Annotated in this window: 14 protein-coding genes; 6 read left to right on the top strand and 8 right to left on the bottom strand. The window is 73.4% G+C overall.

The genetic code is table 11. The features are described from left to right. The 7 genes from PV343_RS06645 to PV343_RS06615 all read right to left on the bottom strand — a co-directional run bounded on the left by PV343_RS06645 (nucleotide 1) and on the right by PV343_RS06615 (nucleotide 10,680). On the bottom strand, nucleotides 1-1,977 hold the full coding sequence (locus PV343_RS06645) for a TOMM precursor leader peptide-binding protein (protein ID WP_319145831.1): 1,977 nt from the start codon (nucleotides 1,975-1,977) through the stop codon (nucleotides 1-3). Continuing rightward, nucleotides 1,974-4,124, bottom strand: coding sequence for a hypothetical protein (locus PV343_RS06640; RefSeq protein ID WP_319145830.1), 2,151 nt, complete (start codon nucleotides 4,122-4,124; stop codon nucleotides 1,974-1,976). Before PV343_RS06640 ends, PV343_RS06645 begins: the two co-directional genes overlap by 4 nt. Continuing rightward, complete coding sequence (locus tag PV343_RS06635; RefSeq protein WP_319145829.1) at nucleotides 4,121-5,284, bottom strand: lantibiotic dehydratase C-terminal domain-containing protein; 1,164 nt, start codon at nucleotides 5,282-5,284, stop codon at nucleotides 4,121-4,123. Before PV343_RS06635 ends, PV343_RS06640 begins: the two co-directional genes overlap by 4 nt. After that, complete coding sequence (locus tag PV343_RS06630; RefSeq protein WP_319145828.1) at nucleotides 5,281-8,130, bottom strand: lantibiotic dehydratase; 2,850 nt, start codon at nucleotides 8,128-8,130, stop codon at nucleotides 5,281-5,283. The genes PV343_RS06635 and PV343_RS06630 overlap by 4 nt, the downstream gene beginning before the upstream one ends. Nucleotides 8,131-8,365: 235 nt before the next feature. Further along, nucleotides 8,366-8,545, bottom strand: a complete 180-nt coding sequence (locus PV343_RS06625; protein ID WP_319145827.1) for a thiazolylpeptide-type bacteriocin — start codon at nucleotides 8,543-8,545, stop codon at nucleotides 8,366-8,368. Nucleotides 8,546-8,592: 47 nt separating this feature from the next. Continuing rightward, nucleotides 8,593-8,796, bottom strand: a complete 204-nt coding sequence (locus tag PV343_RS06620) for a thiazolylpeptide-type bacteriocin (RefSeq protein WP_319145826.1) — start codon at nucleotides 8,794-8,796, stop codon at nucleotides 8,593-8,595. Nucleotides 8,797-9,738: 942 nt separating this feature from the next. Further along, nucleotides 9,739-10,680 (bottom strand): alpha/beta fold hydrolase, encoded by a 942-nt coding sequence (locus tag PV343_RS06615; RefSeq protein ID WP_319145825.1) that lies wholly within the window; start codon nucleotides 10,678-10,680, stop codon nucleotides 9,739-9,741. 99 nt (nucleotides 10,681-10,779) lie between these two features. Between PV343_RS06615 and PV343_RS06610 the strand changes: the two genes are divergently transcribed. Then, entirely contained in the window at nucleotides 10,780-11,382 is a 603-nt protein-coding gene (locus PV343_RS06610; RefSeq protein WP_319145824.1) for a TetR/AcrR family transcriptional regulator, read from the top strand. 218 nt (nucleotides 11,383-11,600) lie between these two features. Next, nucleotides 11,601-11,774 (top strand): hypothetical protein, encoded by a 174-nt coding sequence (locus PV343_RS06605; protein WP_319146040.1) that lies wholly within the window; start codon nucleotides 11,601-11,603, stop codon nucleotides 11,772-11,774. Here the strand turns inward: PV343_RS06605 and PV343_RS40325 are convergent. Continuing rightward, complete coding sequence (locus tag PV343_RS40325; RefSeq protein ID WP_415923464.1) at nucleotides 11,699-12,010, bottom strand: helicase associated domain-containing protein; 312 nt, start codon at nucleotides 12,008-12,010, stop codon at nucleotides 11,699-11,701. The genes PV343_RS06605 and PV343_RS40325 overlap by 76 nt on opposite strands. Before the next feature lie 398 nt (nucleotides 12,011-12,408). On the opposite strand from PV343_RS40325, the gene PV343_RS06595 reads away from it, so the two are divergent. The 4 genes from PV343_RS06595 to uca all read left to right on the top strand — a co-directional run bounded on the left by PV343_RS06595 (nucleotide 12,409) and on the right by uca (nucleotide 19,408). After that, nucleotides 12,409-14,013 carry an amino acid permease gene (locus PV343_RS06595; RefSeq protein ID WP_387955732.1) on the top strand — a complete coding sequence of 535 codons (1,605 nt, stop codon included), beginning with the start codon at nucleotides 12,409-12,411 and terminating at the stop codon, nucleotides 14,011-14,013. A gap of 91 nt (nucleotides 14,014-14,104) precedes the next feature. After that, nucleotides 14,105-15,016 carry an urea amidolyase associated protein UAAP1 gene (locus PV343_RS06590; RefSeq protein WP_093471473.1) on the top strand — a complete coding sequence of 304 codons (912 nt, stop codon included), beginning with the start codon at nucleotides 14,105-14,107 and terminating at the stop codon, nucleotides 15,014-15,016. 1 nt (nucleotide 15,017) lies between these two features. Continuing rightward, a complete protein-coding gene (locus PV343_RS06585; RefSeq protein ID WP_319145822.1) occupies nucleotides 15,018-15,818 on the top strand; it encodes an urea amidolyase associated protein UAAP2 in 801 nt (266 codons plus the stop codon). Continuing rightward, nucleotides 15,815-19,408: an urea carboxylase gene (gene uca, locus PV343_RS06580; protein ID WP_319145821.1), complete on the top strand. Its 3,594-nt coding sequence runs from the start codon at nucleotides 15,815-15,817 to the stop codon at nucleotides 19,406-19,408. Before PV343_RS06585 ends, uca begins: the two co-directional genes overlap by 4 nt. Nucleotides 19,409-19,410 lie beyond the last annotated feature (2 nt).

Below are 19,410 nucleotides of genomic sequence, written 5' to 3'. Positions count from 1 at the left end.
TCACGGGAAGGGGTGGGGGTGGAGGGGCAGTTCGTCGCGGCGCGGTGGCCGGGCGGTACGGCCCAGCCGGTGGGGCACCTCCAGCAGGCGGTCCAGTCCCGCAGTGCGGCGGTTGACGTGCCCGAAGGTCATCGGAAGCGTGCCGGGGACGATCACCTTGGCGCAGTGCAGCCCCAGCCGGTCCCGTACGCCCGGTTCGTCCTGCGTGACCGCGATGACCTCCAAGCTTTCGGAAGCCAGCCGCTCCACGGTCTGCTCCAGCAGCCGTGTCAGGTCGGCCACCGGCTCGGGCTTCCCCGGCCACCGCTCGTACCACGGCGTCTCCACGGTATCGGTGAACAGGAAGTCCTGCCGGGGCTGTGCCTCCGGCAGGGTGTTGAGGCCGACGTGGTCGTCGAGGTCCAACACCAGTTCGGGGCGGTCCAGCATCGGTCGCAGCCGCTCCGGGTCCCGGGGACCGCCCGGGGCCGAACGGCGGGCGGCTTCCTGGACGTTGGTGACCACCTCGGCCACCGCCGAGCGGATCGCCACCCGGGGGTCGTGGTGGGCGCCGGCGGCCAGGAACGTGCGGGGGGCGTCGGGATGCGAGCCCTCGTAGCGGCAGAGCGAGATCACCGCCGGCACGCCCAGGTCGTTGGTGGCGTCCAGCAGGGTCAGGCGGTAGCTCAGCAACGCGGCCCGGTCGGCCAGGGCGGTGACCTCTGGGTCGTCGACGGGGACGGCGACCCGGGGCAGTGGGGTGCGCGCATACCAGGCCATCAGGAAGGCATCACGTTCGATGACCTCGAACAGCCCGTACAGCACGGCCTCTTGGGGGCTGTTGCCCAGCCCGCAGCCGTTCGAGGACTCGTACACCACCCGCGGCCGGCCCGGCCCCGGTACGTCCCAGTACGCCACGTGCTCGGGTACCGCCAGCGCGAGGCGATCGGTGAGCGACCAGCCGTACACCCAGTCGAGTGCGAGGTCCGGGGAGTACGGGACGGTCCGGCGGGCGGGGTGGCCGTCGTACTCCGGATCCGGCAGGCCGAGCCGGACGGGGTCGAGTACGGCGTGATCGCCCCCGGCGACGAGGTCGGCGTACGAGGCGCGGAGCACGGTGCGGCGGCCGGTGGGCCGCATCCCGGCCAAACGCTCCACGCTCTCGAAGAGAGCCACGCGTTCGCTGGAGCGGAAGTCGCCCGACCGGCCGTAGCCGCCGTCGTCGAGGGCGCGGCCGTCCGTCACCCAGGCAGTGGTCAGCGCGAACGCGGAGTTCTCGGTTCGGAAGAGCCGACGCACCGGACCGAATCGCTCGTCCTGCAATTCGGCTCGCAAGTGAGCGGGCGCCGTACGTGCGTTGGGACCGCGCAGCACTGACGGGTCCGGCAGCGGCCGGGGCTCGGCCGGCAACCGGGCACCGGCGGGCGAGTCGTTCGGCAGCGGCCGGCAAACCGGGCAGCCGCCGACCGGCCGGAGGCGGTGGGTGGACCAGGTGTACCGGTCGCCCTGGAGGATGTGGACGACGGCCCGGTCGTCGACCGGGTCAAAGGAGCCGGGGTCGGATGGCAGCGGATCGGCTGCGGGCGGGTCGTGCCGGCCGGCAACGGGTGGCTCCGATGCGGGCGGGTCGGCCGCCAGCAGGTCTGCCGCGAGCCGGAGCGCCGCCTCGGCCAGCGGCGGGGTTCCGGTGCCGCCGAGCGCCAGCCGCGGGCTCTGCCACGGCACCCGGCCGCCCGCAGTGGCCAGCCGCTGGTACTCCGCGCAGACGACGCAGGCCCGGGCCTCGGGGTGGAGTACGGGTCCGATCACGGTCAACGCCCCGTCCTCGCGCACCGGTACGAACCGCACGGGGTGGGCCAGGGCGTGCCGGCTGAGCCGCTCGGCCAGTCCGAGGTCCCACGCGGTCAGCTGCACGACGGCGGTGCCCCCGACGGTCGCGAGCGCCGCCGCCGGATCGAGGACGGGGACGCTGGGGGCGTAAGGGGCGGCGGTGCTCATCGGGGGCCTCCCGATCCGGTCAGGACCGTGAATCCGGATGCTCGCAGGGCGTGGGCGAGGGGGTGGTGGGCAGTGCCCTGCCAGGGTCTGGGGTACAGGCCGGTCAGGCGGTGCAGGGCGGCGCGCAGGGCCGGCTCCCGGGTGGCGACGGAGGCCAGCCAGGCGTCGGTCCACCCCTCGTCCGTCCATTCGGCCGGCTCGACGCCGGCCACGGCGAGCGGGGCCACGGCGCCGCTGAGAGCGGTGTGCCGCGCCACGTCCGGCGCGTGCTCCGCCGCCATCGCGCGCGTGACCGCGTCGAGGGTGGCGAAGGCCACGGCGTCGGCCGCGGTGACCTCGACGGCTCGGCTCACCGTGCTGGGGGCGGCGCCGGCAACGGTCGAGGTCGATCGCACCCGGATGACGGCGGAATGGGCCTCTTCGGAGCCGAGTCGCCGGACCGTCAGATCGGCGGACCGGCCCATGCGTTCGGTCAGCACGGTCCACCAGTGGCGGGCCTGAGGATGCGTGCGCCAGACGTCGTCACCGATGCCGTCGGCGCAGGCGCCGGCCGCGACCGGATCCGCCTCTGACGTGGTGGAGACGGTGTCCCGCTCGATGCCGTCGAGGACGGCGCGGCGCAGTGCCCGGCCGCGGGCGTGGTCGGGGCCGGCTCCGACGACCGGGGCCGACGGGCCGTCGGCGAGGGCCAGTTCGGCGGCTCGGCAGGCCGCTTCCAGCCGGGCCAGGTCCGCCCGTACCGCCCCGGCCACCAGCAGACCCGCCGGGGTCCGGCAGGATGCGAGCGACGCGGGCAGCTGCGGGAGGTCCCCGGGCAGCGGCGCGTCGAGCACACCGAGACGCGGGTTGCCCAGGGCAGTGACCCGGCGCAGGGCCTCCTCGAGGTCCGGCGCGGGCGGGGCATCAGGCCCCGGGCGGGCGGCGCGCGGGGCCGCGGCCCAGGGGTGATACGTCGCCTCCGGGGGCTCGGCCCGGGCGATCAGCACGGCCGCATACTCGGCCGTCGCGGTGCCGACGGCGTCCTCATGCGCGGCGGGGTCCGGAAGGTCGGCGACGGCGGCGAGCAGCCGCCCGGCCGCGGCACCGGCGAGCAGCGCGACATGCGTACCGGAGGGTGCCCCGGCAGTGGCAGCCGCTTGCGGCGGCGCCCCGGCACCGACAGACGGCTCGGACGGCGCCGTGCCAGGCGTCGAGGACCGCGACTGCTCCGTGGCAGGACCGCTCGGTGCCCACGGTGGTGTGCCACTCCCGAGGCGGGTGGCGATCGCCGCGGCGTCGGAGTGGGCGTGGTCCGGGGGACCTGGAGCGGTGACGAAGCCGCCTTCGGCGTCGCAGGAAACGGCCAGCGCCACGCCCCCGGACGGCGCATCGGCCGTGATCACGGCCCGGCCGGCCGGCAGCCGGTTGTCGGTGGCGACTCGCGGGCTCGCGCCCGCGCGGCGGAGCGCCCGTACAAGGCTCATGGCGAGCGGGCCCTCGGGATCCGGTGCGGCGACGACGGGTCGCGCGCTCCGGATCGCTTCGACCGCCTCGGCTGGTCGGGCGGCCGACGAACCCGGCCAGGGCGGGAGTTCGACGCCGTCCGGGTGCTCGACCAGCAGGTCGTGCTCGCGCAGTCGTGCCGTGAGCGTGGCCAGTGCGGCTTCCACCCGCGGGTCGGCCTGATCGTTCTCGGCGGCCCGCGCCTGCGCCTGCCCTTGGGCACCGGCCTGTGCTCCGGCCTTGGCTTCCCCGGCGTCTGCCGGAATCCGGACGTCGGTCTGGGCTCCGGCGCCGGCTTGAACCCGGGCGTTTGCCGGGGCCCCTGCACCGGCCTGTGTGTCACCGTCCGCCGGCGCCCCGGCACCGGCCTGCGCGCCGCCTGCGCCCCGCACCGCGCGGTCCGGAGCGAGCCGGTCCGAGAGCAACTGCCACAGGACCGGCAGCGCGCGGCTGCCCTCCAGCGTGACGCCGGCGCCGCGGCCGCGCAGGTGCAGACCGGCGAGCAGCGGAGTGACGGCCACACCGGGCCGCAGCCGGAGCCGCGGCTCCGGCCGCGGCGAGGGCGCGACGGAGGCTTCGGAGGCCGACGCAACGCGCTCGCCGCCCGGTGCGGGGTCCGGGGGCTCCGGGGCCGTGCCCGCTGCGACGGAGGGCGCGTTGGTCATGACGAGCCCTCCACCGCCGCGATCACTTCGCCGATGCGGCCCTGCCAGGTGTGGCCGGTGAGCTCCGGCACCGTGCGCACGACCAGGTCCGCGGCGAGGTACCGCTCCACCGGCCGTACGTCGCAGATCGCGAACAGCCGGTAGAGCGCGTTCGTGCAGGCTCGGTAGATCAGGTAGTCGGGCCGACTCCACATCGCCCCCTGCGGGTCAGAGCGGCGCAGCCGGCGGTGGAACTCGCTGTAGCGGGTGCGGACGTCCTGGTTCCAGCGGTCGGCCACGGTCTGGTCGCCGAGCATCGCCGCCCGATCGCGGTACTCGAAGGGGACGCCGGCGAAGTCCGCGCCCGCAGCGAACCGCTCCTCCGCGATACGCCATGCCTCGGCGGACCAGCCGGCCCAGGCGCGTTCCCAGCCGGCCGCCCCGCCGTTCGTGATCCGCCCGACCAGGGTGGTGACGGCCGGCCCTGTGGCCTCCCACCGGCGTTCGAAGGCCGCCCGCAGGCGCCCGTCCGGGTCCTCGTAGACCAGGAAGTCCTCGAGGTGCGAGACGAACGAGTAGTGACCGCCGATCAGCCCCTCCGGGTGCGCCGCGGCGTGCGCGGCCAGCGCTGCCACCGCGAGCTGCACGCGGGCGGAGGGCGTGTCGCCGTGCCCGCCCAGGAACACGCACCCGGTCTCGAGCGCCGGCAGGCCCAGTGCCAGCAGGTCGTCGCGGAGCCGTACCCCATCGGGCCCGATCAGGGCACGCAGGGAAGACTGGTCCACCGGCTCGACGCGGACCGTGCCATCCGGGACGAGTGGGCGGTACGGCGGGGCGATCAACTCGGCGCGGCCGGCCACCGCGGCCCGGGCGAGGAGTTCCTCCTCGGTGACGTGGGCGGCCGAGGGGTGGTCGGCTGCCCAGGTCCGCAGGGCGGCCGCGGTGCGCTCGGCCGCCGCGGCCGCCCGGTCCGGTGCGCCGCGCAGCCGGAGCCGTACGTGCGGGCCGTGCAGCCAGTGGCGCTCGACGTGCGCGGTCAGGCCTTCGGCGGCGGCCCGGCGGGCCGCCGGCAACATCGCCCCGCGCAGCAGCGGGGCCTTGTCCTCGCGGTAGTCGTACAGGACGACGTCGAGGGCCGCGGCGGAGCCGGGCGCGGCCGCAGGGACGGGGCCGGCGATCATCGGGTGCCTCCTCGGCGGGGTGGGGGCGGGCCGGCGGGCCGGGGCGCGGCCCGGTCGGCCGTGCGGCGGCGCGCCGGCCGGTACGTCTCGACGACGGACTCGACGGCACGGGTGGGCTGGTCCCGGCCGCCGAAGGCGGGCAGGGCCTCCTCCAGGACGACGCCCTGGGGATGGCGTGCAAGCCAGCTGCCCAGGCAGTGAAGGTGCAGGGCATTGCCGAGATCGAGTGCCTGCGGTTTGGGCGCCCCCAGCCGCGCGACGAAGTCGTCGACCGCGCGCCCGGCCGGGGGCCGTGGAACGGGGTGGAGGAAGAGCTGTTCCGGCAGGTCGAGCAGGGCCCGCCAGCGGGCCACCGCGGCGGCCGGCACGTGCCGCTCCTCCGCGGCGAGGTCGGCGCGCAGCGCGTCGAGCACGCCCGGGCCGAGGTGCCAGCGGCGCCGGGCCAGCACCAGATGGCGGTGGCGCAGCCGCGGTGTACGGACCACCTGACCGCCCGGCGCCGCCAGGGCGTTCCGGGGCAACAGCGGGCGGAAGTCCACCACACCCGTGGGATGGTCGTTGAGGAACGGCCCGAGTCGTTGCGGCAGCATGATCGGGGCCAGGAAGCCCAGGTAGAGCACGTCCAGCGGGTCGCCGGTCGACCGCACGCGGAACCGCAGTCGGTCGGTGGCCGGGTCGTGGACGAGATCGAGGTCGGCCTCGGCGAGGGCGGTCCGGCCGCGGTCGGGGCCGATCTCCTCGGCGAGCAACAGCGGGTGGAGGTTGGCGTTGAACCCGCCCACCGGCCGGACTTGGGCCGCCCGCTCGCCCGCGCCGAGGCCGCGCCGGACGCGCTCGCCGACCATGGCCGCAGCGCTCGCCGGCAAAGCGTCGAGGAAGCGGCTGGTGAACCGGCCCCAGCCGCCGTAGACGTGATTGACGCACAACAGCCCGCTGTCGTGATCGCGCTGGACGAAGTGGGAGTAGCTGAGCGGCCGGGCAGCCGTCCAGTCGGGCAGCCGGGCGGCCAGGGCGCGGACGGGGCCGGTCGGCAGGACGATCTCGGGAGCCGTGTCCCCGGCCGCTTCTGCCGCCTTCCCTGACAGTGCGACGAACTCCTCGCGAACGCGGGCGAGGTCAACCAGTCCAACCGGCTGTTCGGGGTCGTCGGACGGCCGGCCCACGAGGCGGCCGGCTTCCTCCCAGGCGGCGGCGGTGTCGGCGCCGAAGTCCCACGGGTCGCGGCAGACGCCGCCCTCCCCGTAGCGGGAGACGAAGCGGTCCCGGGCGACCCGGCTCATCACGTGCCCGAGGTCGAACAGCTCCGCCAAGGCGGTGAGTTCGGTGAGCGCGGCGTGGTCGGCGTGAGTGAACGGGTCATACCCGGCTGGCTGGTCCCCGTACGGCAGTCCCGTGGCACGCTCGCCCGTATCCGGTGAGGTCGGCGGGCGGCGTGGGGACAGGGAAACGGGAGCGACGGCGTCCTCGGTGAGGGCCGTCAGCGGGGCCGCGTCCGGCGGGACGGGGCGGCCGGTGTCGGCGAGCAGCTCGTGCCAGCAGCCGGCCAGGGTGGCGAGCAGGACGGGACGCTCGGTGGCGGGGGTGGCCGCGAACCGCTGTGTCTCGTTGGCGAGTCGGGTGATCCGGTCCGCCAGGGCGGCGTCCGCGGGCCACTGGCGCAGCCAGTCGGCGAGCGCGAGGAGCGGGGCGGGGTGCTGCGGGTCGACGGGCTCGGCGGGCACGAGCAGCCCCGCGTCGGCGAGCCGGTCCACGAAGTCGGCGACGGCGGAGTCGTCCGCCGTGCGGCCCAGGTCAGCCGCGAGCCGTGCGGTCAGCGTACCGAGGACGAGCGGGCCTTCGGCGAGGGCGGCGGCCAGCCTGTCCAGCGCCGGGCGTGCGGCCACCTCGACCTCGTCCTCGCGGCTGACCAGGTACCTGCCGCCGGCGAACAGCGCCTCGGCGCGGGCGAAGCGGGCCCGTCCGTCGGCCACCCGTGCGGTGCTCGTCATGCGGTGGGGGAGGGCGCGGCGGCGGCGCGGCTCGTCGAGGAGGGCCGCGGTGAGCGCGGCGACGAGGGTGCGGTTCTCCTTGACGACAGAGGTCACAGGGGCGGTGGGGCCGGGCTCTGGCTCCGACGCGGTGGTAGCGATGGCTGCCGCACCGACGGCCGGCTCGGCCGCCCACCCCACGGCGGTGAACCACGACAGCGGACTGGTCTTCGTGGTCGCCCGCAGGGCGTGCCGCAGGACCGAGGGCTCCTCTTTTCGCGCCCGCCGACCAGCCTCGCCCCGGCCTGCCCTGCCGACTGCCCGCAGCAGGTCGGCGCTGGTCAGAGCGATGGCCCGGGCGAAGGCGGGGGAGCGACAGAGGTCTGCGAGCGCGGCGCGCTCGGCGGTCAGGGCGGGCGGGACGGCCGCGCCGAGCTCGTCGAGCAGTCGGGCGCGCAGCTCGCGCAAAGCGAGCCAGTCGGCGAGCCGCGGAACCCGGTCGGGAAGGGCGCCGAGTCGGTCCAGAAGGGCGGGGCGGGGCTCGCGGCCGTTGTACAGGGCGCGGCGAAGCGGGAGGACCACCTGGCGGTGGAACGCCTCGTCGTGGCCGGCGCGCGCGGTGAAGAGGTCGTCGGACAGGGCGGCCCGCAGGGCGGCGTCCTGGGCGGCCAGGGCGGTGAGCCGGGCGAGCAAGGCCCGCACCTCGGCGGCGGTGGCGGACTCGGCGGGGTACGGGAGCACGGTCGTACGGACGAGGGCGTACGGGGTGCTCCGGTCGTACGGGTCCGCCGGGCCCTGTGTCGCGGTCTGGCCGGACGGGGCGACCCGGTCGGGCGGCGGCACACTCGCCGGGGCTGTCGGCGGGGCGAAGTGCGGCATGACGGGGCTCCCGGCGTTCGGTTCGGAGGGCAGGCGGGATCGGCGGAGCGGGGGGCGGGAATGCGCGGACCGCTTCAGCGGACCGGCCGGGCATGCGGGCCGAGTGCAATCAGCGGACCGCGTCGGCGGAGTGTGCACGGAGCGGTACGGCCGGCCGGGCAGGACTGGACGAACCGGCCGGCCGCACGGGAGCCGTGGCTCACCGAGCTCGGTGGGACGTGAGACCGAGGGCCGACTAGTAGGGCAGGTCGGGCAGCCTGGGCTGAGCGCACGAGGAGGAACCGCACGAGCACGAGCTCGCTCCTCCGGAGGCGCCCGTCTCGGGCAGTGCGACGGTGTCTCTCAGGGCGGTGACGGTCAGCTCGCCGAGGTCGAGGTCCTCGAGGGCGAGGAGGTCCTCGCGGTGGTCGGACATGTGGAGCCTCTCAGGTGTGGAGGGCGGTGTTCGGGGCGGGCGCGGCCTCAGAGGACGACGGGTGTGGTGACCTGCGGCTGTGCGCACGACGACGAGCCCTGGCACGAACAGGAGCCCCACGAGGCGCCGTTCTCCGGCAGCGCGGCCGTGTCGCGCAGCGAGGTCACGGTCAGGTCGGTGAGGTCCAGGTCCGTGTCCAGGGCGAGGTCCTGGAGCTCCAAGGCGTCCTGCTGGTTCGAGGTACGGGACATGACGAACTCCCTTGAGATGAAGGTGGAGATCGGAACGCGCCGATGGGATGGCGGCGCGGAACATGCCGAAAGAAGGGCATGTACGGATTCCGCTCGAAGCTGGAGAAAAAGCCCGAACGGTCATTCGTCGTACAGCAGTGAGTCTGGGTCTCGGGGCAGGCCGGCAGCAAGGCCAATCCGGACATTGGCCTGTTGTTTTCATCCGGTTCGGTGCGTCTTGGCACGTTGCAGCGCAGTGGTGCAGTCACGGTTGGACTGGTGCACGGTGAAGACGGCGTGGTGGTGCGTGTCCTTTGTGAGGGGGATCTTCCCTGATTGCCCACAAGGTGGCCGGAGCCCCGTCAAGGGGACGTCAGGTCTCCGTCAGCCGGGTGTCAGCGCCTCCTGGCGCCCGCGTACGGGGCCGGTGCCCGGAGGTGACGTACGTCGCATCCAAGAGGGGCCACTATTGGTCAACCTCCGTTCCGGGAGGGCCGGGAGCCTCCGGGGTCGGGTGACGTGATCACCGGAAGTGACCGACACCATCGGCTGGAAGCACCGGAATCGTTCGCCCCAGATGGATCTGTCCGCCGAGTTCGGTTCCAGGAAGGGCGCCTACAGCGGATTCCCAGCGTCTGTGGCTCAGGATCCCTCAATCGAGTGGGAACAGCACCGGGACGGGGCTGCCCGCACAGCGTTCGGCGACCAGGGCAACCAACAGAGGGATCAGCAGCATCGTCTTCCCCGCTGTGGCCCCCCAGGACCACGATCGCTGAACTTCGGTAAGGGCGCCTTCCGGCCCGGCGAGGCCCCCGGTGCCGTCGGCTTCCTAGGGGAGCCTCACCGAACGACTACCCGCCCTCAGCCTCAGGGTCACGGGACTGAAGGGACCTGACTGAGGGTGGCCCAGTGGCCTGCTGGCGGATGCGTCGAGGCTTCTGCTCGTGTGCCGCCGGACAGTGCTCAGCGGGATGTCGGGAGGCCGATGTCGGCGGCGTTCATGAAGTCGAGCATCTTCCGGTTGGTCAGCTGCGCGTGGTCGATCTGCGGGCCGTGGCCGGTTCGGGAGATGATCTCGGCCCGTGCGCCGGGGATCAGGCGAGGCACGCGTTCGACCTGCCTGTCTGGGTGGACCAGGAGGCTGCGCCTGCCGAGCACCAGGTACAACGGCACGCGGATGGTGCCGAGTTCGGTATCGGTCAGAGGTTGTGGCACCGGCCGGCGGATGCGGTAGGCGCGGACGCCGGTGCGGATCATGGTGCGCAGTTCCGGCACGACGAGGACGGGTTGTTCGAGCCAGGACGCGAGACGGGGCCGCAGCGCCTTGGGCGCGAAGGTGGCGAACAGGCTGGCGAAGATCCACACGAAGAAGCGCAGTCCCACCTTCTCCAGACCGCCGGGGTCGAGCAGGGTGACCGAGGCGAGGCGTTCCGGTGCGCGGTAGGCCTGGTTCAGGGCGAGCCAGCCGCCGTACGACGAGCCGACGAGGTGCACCTGGTCGAGCCCGAGGCCGGCGAGTGTCTCCTGCAGCCACTGTGCGGCGCGCTCGGGCTCGTGGATGGGGGAGCGCTGCACGCTGCGGCCCGGGTCGCCCGGGGTGTCGATGGCGTAGACGGGCCGTTCGGCGCTGAGGGCGGGAGTGTTCGGGTACCACATGGCGGAGCACGAGCCGGCTCCGTGCACGAGGACGACCGGGGTCCGCTCGCGGGCGGCCGGGTCCGCGGGGTCGTAGCGGTAGACGTGCGTGGTCCCGAACGAGGTCTCCAGGTCCTGTTCCGAGGACGCGGGCGCGCCCAGCGCGTAGACCGCGTCGCAGGCGGCGAAGTAGCGCTCACGCCAGGTGTCGCTGACGAAGCGGCCGACGTCGGGCTGTGAACGGGCTGTTGTGGACTCGGGCACGGCCATCTCCTGGGCAGTCAGTCTTTGTGATACGAACGTACCATGAAAGTGGTACAGCCGTATCATTGAAGTCGGAGGCAGGAGCCGAGAGCGGAGAGCGGAACGATGCCCAGGCGTGTGGATCACACAGAGCGGCGCACCGAGATTGCACAGGCCCTTGTCCGGGCTGCCGGACGGCTTGGGCTGCATGCCGTGGGAATGCGCGACGTGGCGGCCGAGGCGGGCGTCTCACTGCGGCTGGTGCAGTACTACTTCGAGTCCAAGGAGAAGCTGCTCCTGTTCGGACTGCGGCATTTGGCCGACAGGTTCGGAGAAAGGATGAGCGCCCGGGTCCGGGCCGCCGGTGACGACCCCGGGCCGCGGGCGGTGGTCGAGGCGCTGCTGGCCGCGGCCCTGCCGGTCGATGAGGAGAGCCGCATGTTCCATCACCTCTACACCTCGTACGCCGTGCTGTCGGTGACCGACGAGGCCCTCGCGGCCCAGCCATTCATCAAGGATCCCGATGCCGCCGAAACCACCCTCGCCGGGCTGCTGCAACAGGCGGCGGATGCCGGACTGCTCCAGCCAGGTACGGACACCCACACCGAGGCGGTCGGCCTGCTGGCCATGTCCGCAGGACTCGGCACCAGCGTCCTGGTGGGCCAGCGCGACGCCGATTCCGCCGCGGCCGTACTCCGCTACCACCTGGATCGGATCTTCCTGACCTGATGCGCACCGACACTGCCAGCCGGACCACGCCCGTGAGTGGGCGGTGGGGTGGCAGCGGGCGGGCGTCAGCAGGATCGCGGACTGGATGTCCGACAGCGCGTGCAGGACAGAGCTGTGGTCGCCGTCATCGGGTGACCAAGTGGATGTCGTGGTGCGACTGGCAGGTCGGTTGCCGGCTGGTATGGCTTTCGCTGCTCCCAACCACCGGTGAAGCGAACTTGATCGGCCGCCCACTCGCCCAGTCGCTGCCACGGGCGCAGTCGCCCGGGCAGACAGCCGGAGCCGAGCGCGGCCGCCGCGGTGACGACGATGCCCATCACGACCACCGCATCCCGATCGCGGACGGCTGCTCCATCCGCTCCGGCGTCAGCGTCGCGGCCCGGCTGCGCTGATTCCCGATCCAGGCCCCCAGCTTGTGCTGCCGCTCCTGCTGGTCCTCGCCGACGATCCGCTCGAGGTGCTTCCTCGGGACCCGAAGGTGTCCCTCGCGCTCATAGAACCGTCGGGCGGACCGTGTCCTCGCGCGGTTGGAGCCGGCGGAAGCAGTGACGTGCCGCTGCCCGAGCCGGAGGAGTGGGGGTGCGCCGCTTGCCTCGCCATCTGTGACGGTCAGGACAGCCGGGAACACCGCTCCACGACTGCGGACGATCGCGAAGTTCCCCAGGCGGAAATCCACGTAACTCCCCAGCTGCTGACGTGAGCGGACGAGCAGTCAGTCAGGAGGCAGCCGCTGTCTCGTCTGTCGTCAGGGCGGCCAGGAGGGCGGGGAAGTCGATCTGCCCGAGCAGGTCCGCAGCGCCAGCCACTCGAGGCAGCGGACGCACCAGCGGCACAGGGGGCAACAGTCATGCCGGTCCCGGGGGGGGCAGCAGCCCTCCTGCGGGACCTCGAAGACCATGGCGGGGCGCTCTCGTCGCTGCGGATACACGAAGTTAACTCCCCCGACCCGGGCGTGAGACCGGTCCGGCCGACGATCGCCATACCTGTCAGGTGACAGGTATCCGTCGATCGATCGGAGGTTCGGTGATGAGCCGGCCCCAACTCCCCCCAGGGCAGAGTCAGCACGGCGGCCCCACAACCAGGACCGCTCCCCTTGGCTATCAGCAGGAACTCCGGCGCGGAGTGGGCGGCTTCGCGTCCTTCGCCGCGGGCTTCTCCTTCGTGTCGATCCTCACCACCGTCTTCCAGTTGTTCGGGCTCGGCTTCGGCCTCGGCGGCGCGTCGTTCTTCTGGACGTGGCCGCTGGTCTTCGCGGGCCAGTTGCTGGTCGCGCTCTGCTTCGCCGAACTAGCGGCGCGCTGGCCCATATCGGGGGCGATCTACCAGTGGTCGAGCCGGCTGGCCGGTACCACGGCGGGCTGGTTCTTCGGCTGGATCATGATCATCGGGCAGATCCTCACCGTCGCGGCGGCCGCGATCGCCGCTCAGGCGGTCCTGCCGGGCATCTGGTCGGGCTTCCAGATCGCCGGGGGGCCGGGCGCCGATCCCTCGGTCGGCTCAGCGACCGGCGCGCGCAACGCGGTCCTGCTGGGCTGCCTGCTGCTGGTAGTCACCACGGCGGTGAACATCCTGGGTATCCGCCACATGGCCGCCGCCACCAGCTTCGGCGTCACGGTCGAGATCATCGGCGTGATCGCGCTCGTCCTGGTGCTGTTCTTCCTGCCCGAGCGGGGGCCACAGGTGGTGCTCCACCACACCGGCTCGTCCGGACAGAGCGGTTATGCCGGAGCCTTTCTCGCCTCCTCACTGATGGCGGCGTACGTCATGGTCGGCTTCGACTCGGCGGGCGAGCTGGCGGAGGAGACCCACAGCCCGCGCCGCACCGTTCCCCGGACCATCCTGCGCGCGCTGATCACCTCGGGAGTCGGCGGGGCCCTGCTGATCCTGTCGGGGCTGATGGCGGCGGGCAGCCTGACCGACGGCAAGCTGGCAGCAGGCGGACTGTCCTGGGTGCTCACCGACCGGCTCGGTGGGGTCGTGGGCCGGCTGCTGCTGTGCTGTGTGGCGGTCGCGGTGTTCGCCTGCACACTGGCGGTGCAGACCTCCGGGGCGCGGATGATGTACTCCATGGCACGCGAGGGCGCCCTGCCCTTCCACCGGCACCTTGCGAAGGTCTCGGCCCGCACCGGCACACCGGTCACCACGTCGATCGTGGTGGGCGCCGGGGCCGCCGCCGCGCTCCTCGTGAACATCCACCAGTCGGCGATCTTCACCGCGCTCTCGAGCCTCTGCATCGCTCTGCTGTACCTGGCCTACCTGGGTGTGACTGTGCCGCTGTTGGTCAGCCGTCTGCGGTGGCGGGCCGCCGGGGGGCTCCCAGCGGGCGTCGACGAGACCGGGCGGCCCCTGTTCTCGCTGGGCCGGTGGGCAGTGGCGGTCAACGCGGTCGCGGTGCTCTACCAGGCCGGCATGACGGTCGATCTCATCTGGCCGCGTGCGGAGATCTACGACCTCACCGGCGGCACCTGGTGGCTGCGCTGGAGCGCCCTGCTGTTCATCGGGCTCAGCCTCGCCGTCGGTGCCTGCTACTTCCTGGGCCGCCGGCTGCACCGCCGCATCGAGCTGCGGCACGTGCCGCACACGCATACCGAGCCGCCCCGCGAGGCCGCAGCCGTCGCCGAGCCAGCCTGAGGGCCGACCCGCCTGGCCGAACCCGCCCGAGGGCCCGGCGACGCGAGCAGCGACACCGACCACGCACCGACGAAGGGACGAGGGGAAGTCCATGACCACCGCGGACAGTTCGACGGCCGGCACGCCGCACGGCCGGCGCCCGACCGGGCGGGTTACCGCCCGCACCCGTGATCTGCGTTCGACCGACAGTGTCCGCAGCGCCCGGCACGACGCCCGTGCCCAGGGCGGGCGGCCGGGGGAGTGGATGCCGTACCTTCCGGCGTCCGGCAGCCCGTACCGTCCGCCGGGAGTGGACCCGGCCGCCCTGGTGTGGGCCGAGACGGTGGCGCCCGGCGGCTACAGCCACAAAGTGCTCGCCCGCGGCACCCGGCTGCGCTTCGACGACCCGACCGGTGACGCCTGCGCCCACCTGCTGCTCTTCAACGCCCTGGAACCGGTCGAGCGGCTCAACGTCGCCGACACCCAAAAGGTACCCTGGCAGGCCTACCTGAGCGAGAACCATCCTCTGCTCTCCGGTGACGGCCGGGTCCTGGCCGTCGTCAGCGCCGACTCCTCCGGCCGGCACGACGCCTTCTGCGGAACCACGACCGACGCCTGGAACGAGCGCAAGTACGGCGACGCCCGCCCCGAGGGCCCGTCACCGTCGGGCCGTGGGCTCTTCCTCAAGGCGGCCGCCAAGCACGGCCTGGGCCGGCGCGACCTGCCACCCAGCGTGTCCATGTTCCAGGGCGTGCGCGTCGAGGCGGACGGCACCCTCGGCTGGCAGGGCAGCGCCGGACCGGGCACACATGTCGAACTCGTCGCAGAAATGCCCCTGTTGGTGCTGGTCGCCAACGTCACCCACCCGCTGGACCCACGCCCGGACTACGTCGTGGGCCCCCTGCGGGTGCACGCCTGGCGCGGCGCCCCGACCGGCCCTGGCGAGCCGCGCTTCACCACCACACCCGAGTTGCACCGGGCGTATCTCAACACCGTCGACTACTGCGAAGCCAGGGGGCTGTGACATGGCGACCACACCGACCGGGAACACACCGGTCACCCACCCGACCGTCTCGGGCGGCACCGTCGCCTCCACCGTCCCCGTCGGCGCGATCCACGCGGAGGGCACCCGCCTGGACCGGGCGGCGAGCCTGGTCGAGGGCGCCGTCGTCCTCGATGAGACGGTGGCCCCCACCGCGCCCTGGTCGGCGCTGGTGCGCCGGGGGCACGTCCTGACGATCGTCGACGTGGGCGGCAACCAGTCGGCCGACTGCCTGCTCTACGACGCCCACGATCCCGAGGAGCGCTACAGCGTTCCCGACACCCTGGCCTGGCAGGGCAACGCCTATGTGCGCACCGGCACCGTGCTGCGCAGCAACGAGGGCCGGGCGCTGATGACCGTCGTCGCCAACGAGATCGACCGCCAGGACACCATCGGCGGCGCCTGCGGCAAGGAGTCCAACACCCTGCGCTACGGCCACCACGTGGCGTTCCAGCACGGCTGCCGGGAGAACTTCCTCGCCGAGGCCGGTCGGCGCGGTCTCGGGGTGCGGGACCTCGTCTCCAACCTCAACTGGTTCATGAACGTGCCCGTCGAGGCGGACGGCGCGCTGGGCATCGTGGACGGCATGTCGGCGCCGGGCCGCCGTGTCGCGGTGCGCGCCGAGACGGACGTCCTGGTGCTGGTCTCCAACTGCCCGCAGATGAACAACCCGTGCAACGACTTCAACCCGACCCCGCTGCGGATGCTCGTCGTGGACCCGGCACCGGCCGCCGACGGCGCACCGTCCGCGCAGGCCGCCGGCACTGCGGAGGGAGCCGCATGATCCGTCCCACCGGCGTACTCGTCGCCAACCGCGGTGAGATAGCGCGCCGCGTGATCCGTACCGCCAGGAGGATGGGGCTCGCCACCGTCGCCGTCTTCTCAGACGCCGACCGGGCCGCCGCGCACGTCCGCGAGGCCGACCACGCGGTCCACCTGGGCCCGGCACCCGCCCGCGACTCGTATCTGCGTGGCGACGCGATCATCGAGGCCGCGCTCGCCCACGACGCCGGAATCGTCCACCCCGGCTACGGCTTCCTCTCCGAGAACACCGCCTTCGCGCGCGCCGTGGAGCAGGCGGGCCTCAGGTTCGCCGGGCCGACCGCCGACCAGATCACCGCCTTCGGCGAGAAGCACACCGCGCGCGCCCTGGCCAAGGCCGCCGGGGTGCCGCTGCTGGCCGGGACGGAGCTGCTGGCGAGCGCCGAGGAGGCCGTCACGGCCGCCGCTTCGATCGGGCTGCCGGTGATGGTCAAGGCCACCGGTGGGGGTGGCGGCATCGGCATGCAGGCATGCGCGACGGCCGGCGAAGTACGCGAGGCCTTCGCGCGGGTCGCCACGCTCGCCGAATCCCACTTCGGCTCCGCAGGGGTGTTCCTGGAGCGCCTCGTGCGCCCCGCACGCCATGTCGAAGTGCAGGTCTTCGGTGACGGCACCGGCCGGATCGCCGTGCTCGGCGACCGAGACTGCTCGTTGCAGCGCCGCAACCAGAAGGTGATCGAGGAGGCCCCGGCCCCGGCGCTGCCCGCGGCGGTGCGCGCCCTGCTGCACGACTCCTCGCGCCGGCTGCTCGCCTCGGTCGGCTACCGGGGCGCGGGCACCGTCGAGTTCGTCTACGACCCCGTGCGCGAGGAGGCCGCCTTCCTGGAGGTCAACACCCGCCTCCAGGTGGAGCACCCGGTGACGGAGGAGGCGTACGGTGTCGACCTCGTCGAACTCATGCTGCTGCTGGCCCGTGACGGCACGGTCGACGACACGGTGTTCGAGCGGGAATGGGCGCCCGCCGGGCACGCCGTGGAGGCCCGCGTCTACGCCGAGGACCCCGGCAAGGCCTCCCTGCCCTCCTCGGGCCTGATCACCCGGGCGGTCTTTCCCGGCGAGGGCGCGGACGCCCTGCCCGGCGTCCGCGTCGACGGCTTCGCCGAAACCGGTCTGGAGATCTCGCCGTACTACGACCCCATGCTCGCCAAAGTGATCGCCAGAGGCGCCGGCCGGGACGCCGCGTTCGATCTGCTCGGCCGGGCCCTGGACGCGAGCCGGGTGGACGGCATCGTCACCAACCTGGGTCTGCTGCGCGCGCTGACCGCGCGGGACGAGGTGCGCGAGGCGGTACACAGCACCAGCACGCTCGACACCGCCCACGACCCCGAGCCGCGCATCGACGTGCTGGTGCCGGGCCCATTGACCACCGTGCAGGACCTGCCCGGCCGGCTCGGCCACTGGCACGTGGGCGTGCCGCCGAGCGGGCCGTTCGACGCCGTCTCGTTCGCCGAGGCCAACCTCGCCACCGGAAACCCGGAGACGGCACCGGCCCTGGAGGTCACCGCGGGCGGGCTGACCCTGCGCTTCTCACACGCCACCGTGGTCGCCGTCACCGGCGCCCCCGTCCCGGTGACGGTGGACGGCACCCCGGTGGCCCGGTGGGAACCGGTGCCGGTGCCGGCCGGCGCCACCCTGGTCCTCGGCACGTGCCAGGGGCCCGGACTGCGCAGCTATGTGGCCGTCCGGGGCGGCATCGACGTGCCCCCGTACCTCGGCAGCGCCTCGACGTTCACTCTCGGCGGTTTCGGCGGGCACGGCGGGCGGGCGCTGCGCGCCGGGGACGTCCTCAGGCCCGGCACCGGCCCGGCCACGGACGGCCGCCCGACTCCGCCCGGGCGACGGCCCGCGATCGTCTCGCACTGGCGGATCGGGGTGACCGAAGGCCCGCACGCGGCACCGGAGTTCTTCACCCGCGAGGACATCGACACCCTCTACGCCACCGACTACCAGGTGCACCACAACTCGGCGCGCACCGGCATCCGCCTGACCGGGCCGAAACCCCGGTGGGCCCGCCAGGACGGCGGCGAGGCCGGACTGCACCCCTCCAACATCCACGACACCCCGTACGCGGTGGGTGCGCTGGACTTCACCGGGGACACCCCGATCGTCCTGGGCCCCGACGGGCCGTCCCTAGGCGGGTTCGTGTGTCCCGCCGTGGTCGCCAGCGGCGACCTGTGGAAGCTCGGCCAGCTCCGGCCGGGCGACACCGTCCGCTTCGTACCGGTCAAGGAAGCCGACGCGGCCGGCCTCGACGACCACCGCGCCTCCCCGGCGCTGACCAGCTCCGGCGGTGACGGTGACGACGGGGTGCTGGGCCGGCTGGAGGCCACCGACGCCCGGCCGGCCGTCACCTACCGCCGGGACGGCGACGACAACGTCCTGGTCGAGTACGGCCCCATGGTGCTCGACCTCGGCCTGCGCATGCGGGTGCACGCACTGCAGGAGACCCTGGCCGCGCACGCGCCCGACGGCGTCGTCGACGTCACCCCGGGCATCCGCTCCCTCCAGATCCACACCGACCCCCGCCGGCTGCGGGCCCGTGACCTGACCGCACTGCTGCGCGAACTGGAGGAAGAAGTCCCGCCGACCAACGAACTGGTGGTGCCCTCCCGTACGGTGCGGCTGCCGCTCAGCTGGGACGATCCGGCGACCCGGCTGGCCATCGAGCGGTACATGGCCGGGGTGCGCGACGACGCCCCCTGGTGCCCCTGGAACATCGAGTTCATCCGCCGTATCAACGGCCTTCAGACCGCCGACGACGTCTACCGCACCGTCTTCGACGCCTCCTACCTGGTGCTCGGACTCGGCGACGTGTACCTCGGCGCTCCCGTGGCCACCCCCCTGGACCCACGCCACCGCCTGGTGACCACCAAGTACAACCCGGCCCGCACCTGGACCGCGGAGAACTCCGTCGGCATCGGCGGCGCCTACCTGTGCGTCTACGGCATGGAGGGACCCGGCGGATACCAGTTCGTCGGCCGCACCGTGCAGGTCTGGAACCGGTTCCGCAAGGGCGGCCTGTTCCATGACTCCCCCTGGGCGCTGCGCTTCTTCGACCGCATCGAGTGGTACCCCGTCACCGCGGAGGAACTGCTCGAACTGCGCGCCGAGACCGATGCCGGCCGCGGTGACTTCCGGGTCGAGGAGGGCACCTTCTCCATCGCCGAGCACCACGCCTTCCTGGCCGCCGAGGCCGGCTCGATCGCCGCCTTCCGGCAGCGGCAGAACGCCGCGTTCGAGGCCGAGAGGCAGCGCTGGCGCGCGGCCGGCGAGTTCGACCGCGACGACGATCCGGCACCCGCGACCGCACCCACCGCCGTCACCGTCCCCGACGGCGCGGTCCCGGTCACCGCGCCGTTCACCGCGACCGTCTGGCAGATCACCGCGGAACCCGGCGCCACCCTGGCCGACGGCGATCCGATCCTCTCCCTGGAGGCGATGAAAATGGAGTCGAAGGTGCACGCCCCCGCCGCCGGAACCCTGCTGGAGGTCTACGTCAAGCCCGGTGAACAGGTCGCGCCCGGCCAGGTCCTCGCGGCGGTGCGAGCATGAGT

Origin of the sequence: Streptomyces sp. WI03-4A, assembly GCF_033792105.1 — a bacterium.
GTDB classification, from domain to species: domain Bacteria; phylum Actinomycetota; class Actinomycetes; order Streptomycetales; family Streptomycetaceae; genus Streptomyces; species Streptomyces collinus_A.
Note: the sequence above shows the minus strand (reverse complement) of the source record. Positions and strands in the feature narration are given on the sequence as shown.

What these genes read in the sequence shown, in the direction of transcription:
- PV343_RS06645 (WP_319145831.1), bottom strand. Translation starts at nt 1,977, where the DNA reads ATGAGCACCGCCGCCCCTTACGCCCCCAGCGTCCCCGTCCTCGATCCG.
- PV343_RS06640 (WP_319145830.1), bottom strand. Translation starts at nt 4,124, where the DNA reads ATGACCAACGCGCCCTCCGTCGCAGCGGGCACGGCCCCGGAGCCCCCG.
- PV343_RS06635 (WP_319145829.1), bottom strand. Translation starts at nt 5,284, where the DNA reads ATGATCGCCGGCCCCGTCCCTGCGGCCGCGCCCGGCTCCGCCGCGGCC.
- PV343_RS06630 (WP_319145828.1), bottom strand. Translation starts at nt 8,130, where the DNA reads ATGCCGCACTTCGCCCCGCCGACAGCCCCGGCGAGTGTGCCGCCGCCC.
- PV343_RS06625 (WP_319145827.1), bottom strand. Translation starts at nt 8,545, where the DNA reads ATGTCCGACCACCGCGAGGACCTCCTCGCCCTCGAGGACCTCGACCTC.
- PV343_RS06620 (WP_319145826.1), bottom strand. Translation starts at nt 8,796, where the DNA reads ATGTCCCGTACCTCGAACCAGCAGGACGCCTTGGAGCTCCAGGACCTC.
- PV343_RS06615 (WP_319145825.1), bottom strand. Translation starts at nt 10,680, where the DNA reads ATGGCCGTGCCCGAGTCCACAACAGCCCGTTCACAGCCCGACGTCGGC.
- PV343_RS06610 (WP_319145824.1), top strand. Translation starts at nt 10,780, where the DNA reads ATGCCCAGGCGTGTGGATCACACAGAGCGGCGCACCGAGATTGCACAG.
- PV343_RS06595 (WP_387955732.1), top strand. Translation starts at nt 12,409, where the DNA reads ATGAGCCGGCCCCAACTCCCCCCAGGGCAGAGTCAGCACGGCGGCCCC.
- PV343_RS06590 (WP_093471473.1), top strand. Translation starts at nt 14,105, where the DNA reads ATGACCACCGCGGACAGTTCGACGGCCGGCACGCCGCACGGCCGGCGC.
- PV343_RS06585 (WP_319145822.1), top strand. Translation starts at nt 15,018, where the DNA reads ATGGCGACCACACCGACCGGGAACACACCGGTCACCCACCCGACCGTC.
- uca (WP_319145821.1), top strand. Translation starts at nt 15,815, where the DNA reads ATGATCCGTCCCACCGGCGTACTCGTCGCCAACCGCGGTGAGATAGCG.